The sequence below is a fragment of the Pseudomonas sp. Irchel s3h9 genome (assembly GCF_900187475.1).
Taxonomy (GTDB): domain Bacteria; phylum Pseudomonadota; class Gammaproteobacteria; order Pseudomonadales; family Pseudomonadaceae; genus Aquipseudomonas; species Aquipseudomonas neuropathica.
This window is the reverse complement of sequence record NZ_FYDH01000002.1, coordinates 1-3,748: the sequence shown is the minus strand read 5'-3', so window position 1 is coordinate 3,748 and position 3,748 is coordinate 1. Positions and strand designations below refer to the sequence as shown.

At 53.1% G+C, this 3,748-nt stretch carries 4 protein-coding genes; all 4 read left to right on the top strand.

Annotated features, from left to right (window positions below):
• Window positions 1–273, top strand: a 273-nt coding sequence (locus tag CKW26_RS02870; RefSeq protein WP_095047422.1) for a DUF6124 family protein, incomplete at its 5' end; no start/stop codon positions are given.
• Window positions 274–409: 136 nt separating this feature from the next.
• Window positions 410–1,951, top strand: coding sequence for a DUF2235 domain-containing protein (locus CKW26_RS02865; RefSeq protein ID WP_095047421.1), 1,542 nt, complete (start codon window positions 410–412; stop codon window positions 1,949–1,951).
• Window positions 1,951–2,610, top strand: a complete 660-nt coding sequence (locus CKW26_RS02860; RefSeq protein WP_095047420.1) for a DUF2931 family protein — start codon at window positions 1,951–1,953, stop codon at window positions 2,608–2,610. Before CKW26_RS02865 ends, CKW26_RS02860 begins: the two co-directional genes overlap by 1 nt.
• Window positions 2,611–3,199: 589 nt before the next feature.
• Complete coding sequence (locus CKW26_RS02850; RefSeq protein ID WP_095047418.1) at window positions 3,200–3,598, top strand: hypothetical protein; 399 nt, start codon at window positions 3,200–3,202, stop codon at window positions 3,596–3,598.
• The last annotated feature ends 150 nt before the right edge of the window (window positions 3,599–3,748 follow it).

The following is a 3,748-nucleotide window of genomic DNA, read 5'->3' as shown; positions in this document are numbered from 1 at the left end:
CGCGCCCTCGACCACTACCTCAAACCCGCCAGCCAAATCATGGCCAGCACCCAACAACCCGAACGCATGTACCTCGCCAACCCGAAGTACAACAGCGAATCCCTGCTCGCCAACGCCAGCGAAACCCTGGGCTCCGCCAGCGAAATGCTCCTCAACTTCGCCGCCATGCTCGACACCCCCCACCGCAAAACCGCGCTGGGCATCGCCCAAGTCGTGATGCTCGGCGAAATCGCCGTCAACCAAGCGCTGGATAACGTCGAAATCGCCAGCTAACCCCCACCCCGACGAGGGGAAACCCTCGTCGAACCCCGCTGTCGCACCCTGGCTGGCACACGGCCACGGCTTGCGCCCCCCAGCCTCGGCTGTCAACCTTCAGGCCGTTCTCAAGGATCAGAACCAGGAATCACGGATGAGTGGCTACGTACCCAACTCCCCGAAAAACCACCGCTACGAAGAAGCCAAACCCGTCGATATTCACGCCCAGCGTTGGGCGGAATATGAGAAACACGGGAAAGAGCCTGCGCGCGAACCTGAGAAAATCGGGATCGCGTTGAGGATTGGGGTTTTCTTTGATGGCACTGGGAATAATGCGAATAACACGGCGGCTGGATTGCTGTGTGGGGCGCAGCATCCGATTGCGCCGGCAGATATTCCTGCTAGCTGTCAGCCTTACATGAGGGATCCGGACAGCAGCTACGCCAATAGCACCACCAATGTTCAGAAACTAAGCGAACTGTACTTCGCACCTCAAAGGGCCGAAGGAGATGGTTTGCAGAAGCAAGCGTTCCGGATGATTTATATCGAGGGAATAGGAACTGAGTCAGGCAAGAAGGACAGTACGTTAGGTGGTGGTACTGGCCGAGGCGATACAGGCGTGGCAGGACGTGTTCAGTTGTCGTTCGCAGAGATCAAAACCCGTATCAAGGACGTGCTGGATAACAATCCCAATAGTGAAATTACGTCCCTGACGTTTGATGCATTCGGCTTCAGCCGTGGTGCTGCTGCAGCAAGACACTTTGCCAACGAGGTCGTACGTGGAAAGCAGGGGCCACTCGGGGAGGTTTTGCGAAGCAACGCCAATGCCCTCAGCCGGACCTTCATCGAAGAGTACAAAAGCAGCATCAACATGGGTTTTATTGGCCTTTTTGATACGGTGCCATCCATTGCTGGCTGGTCGAATCTGGGGGATATCAAAAGTCCCATCGCAACAGGAATCAAACTTTACCTCGACCGCCGCTTCTTCACTGATGTGGTGCAGTTATCCGCGCGTGACGAATATCGGGCTAACTTCGCTCTGAGCCGCGTTAAAGCGGATCACTTGGAAATAACTCTGCCCGGGGTTCATTCCGACATCGGCGGTGGCTACCGCGATGAAGTCCAAGAGTGCGCGCTCGTCAGTCCGATGCAAACGCTTGAGGTGTCGCAATTTACCGACGTCTCCACTACTTCGATCTACCGTGATGCCGTGACGGTGAAGGCGCAGTGGCTCGCCAAAGGATGGCCTGAAGAAATGTTGGAGATCGTCACGCCTGATGCCCTTTTTCTGCCAATTGATCGGCAGGAACGGCTCAGCCCACGTATGAAGCGCGTGTATGCCGCAGTGCAGCTCAAACGTCCTGTGAGTGGCTTGCTCTCCAGGGTATATCTACGAGTGATGCACCGATTGGCAAAAGAGAAGGGCGTTCGGTTTCAAGACATTCCCGATACGCCTGAGTTGGCAGTGCCCGCAGAGCTTCAAGCGCTGTGTGATCGATTTCTGGCGGGTAGTTACGACACCTCCATCCAAGAAGACCAATTGTTGAAGCTAAAGTACATTCACATGTCTGCAAATTGGAACCATCCTCTCGGGCGCAGAGATGGCAGTGGCGTCCGTGCCGTTTACATCAATGCCCCGACACCGGACTCGATACGCGTACAACACCCCCATGTAGCTGACTGGAAACTTTGGTGATGAAAGTACTTTTTACCCTGCTATGCGCGCTGTTCATTACTGGGTGCCAGTCTGCGGATCCGCTTTCAGCAAAAAATGACCCGAAATCCGAGTGGTGGGAGTTGGCGTTTACCGAGCCGGACTATATGAAGGTCTGGGTAGAGAACAGTTCTGTTCAAGACATTAACGGCAGGATTTTCTACAAAACCGGCGGCGGCACCGCTGCGGGGGGAGAGCCGGAAGATGGAACGGAGTCCGCCCGAGGTTGGACAGGTGGGGTAGGCGGCAGCGGAAGGAGAGTGGTAGGAGCAGATTTACCTGTTCGCATCTGGGTCCGTTGGCAATCGATTGTCGAACAGAAAACGTGGCAGGCATGGGTAGAAATCCCAGAGGAAGCTAGGCAGTTGATGGTGGCGTCCGTCAATCAACGTTGCCCGCAGACGCCTGGTCAGGAAGCGAGATTTATGGCGTCGGTTTATTTAGGGTTGGCCCCCGGTGGTGTTGTGCAGGTTTGGGTAAGAGACTCTTGCCACCACCCGGTCAAAGTCGCTCGAGCGCAGGCAGAAATTGAGCCGCTAGGGCCGAGCCAAGGTAAGAACGAAGGGCGTTACGCTTATCCTGTGAGTGAAAAGGCAAAGCAGTACATTGAGAAGTACGGTATCCCTTACGGTAGTTGGTGAGCAGCGTGCTTCTGACCTCCAATCTCACCCTGGATGAAGCGCCTCACGAGGCTGTTCTCGTACGTCACCTGAACGTCGCAACACGTTTGGTTGGCGCTAGTCGGATCATGGAAATTCATTTTGAGAATTGTAAACACTACACGCTTCGATGATGTCGACCACGACGCGGGATATGAGTACCGTGGTTTCAACTACGTGATTCGGAATGAAATGGATGAGTTTCACGTCAGAATTTACGATAGTGATCTTGGCAAGGTAACGGTAGTACGTCCGACCTCTATGTATGAAAACTGCAACCTCAGAATTCTTGTAGGCTTTTTACAATCCAAACTTGGTGCATCCTCGATATCCGTCTATAAGATGGAGGTAGGGGCTTATGAACAGATAGATCTCAATGGGTGATATTCAAAAAATAAATCTGTCCCGGTTTTCTGCCTGGCCAATCATTCCTGCGGAACGTGTGCACGAATGGCAGTGAATCACGCGCACGTTGTGCTAAATTCGGTCGATCTAACTCTTTGGAACCAGAAACGCGCACAGGCGCAGTACCGGAGCGATGTGAGCAAAGTTGTATCAATGGAGAGGCAGATTGCACGAGGTCTTTATCAGCAATGATGCTGAAGTTGAAATTGAAGAGCTGCTCGCACTGCTCAAGGCCCACTGTATTGTGGTTCTGAATGCCGTCATGCGGACTCAAGCAAGGGATATCAGAAAGGTAGCCAATGCAGCAATCAAGGATTATCGAGGTGAAGGCCCACATGTCCATCTGTTCGAATTCGATGTTCCTATCGACACCGAACGATGGAGCATGCCGACCTTCACCCACTCCACACGCAATCAGCTAGACATCACGCAGACACACCGCATCGTCGACAGAGCTACCCGAGCGTGGGTAGATCGAGGTATGGCGAATCACTTCCTCTATACCAATTGCGCAGAAGTTCAAAGCAAAAAGAGCAAAAAGGGAACTGAGCAAAAAGGGGGCTGATTTATTTCTCAGAAAATAAATCAGTCCCGAATGGCACTTACTTAACAGCTAACCACTTGAGCTGAAAGCAAAAAATGAAGAAGGGCTGGTCTTGGTCTACGGTGATAGTTGCGAACACACCCCGACAAACCAAGGACACAGCCCCAAATG

Excerpts from the sequence above, each read along its gene's own strand:
- CKW26_RS02860 (WP_095047420.1), top strand. The coding sequence starts at position 1,951 with ATGAAAGTACTTTTTACCCTGCTATGCGCGCTGTTCATTACTGGGTGC.
- CKW26_RS02865 (WP_095047421.1), top strand. The coding sequence starts at position 410 with ATGAGTGGCTACGTACCCAACTCCCCGAAAAACCACCGCTACGAAGAA.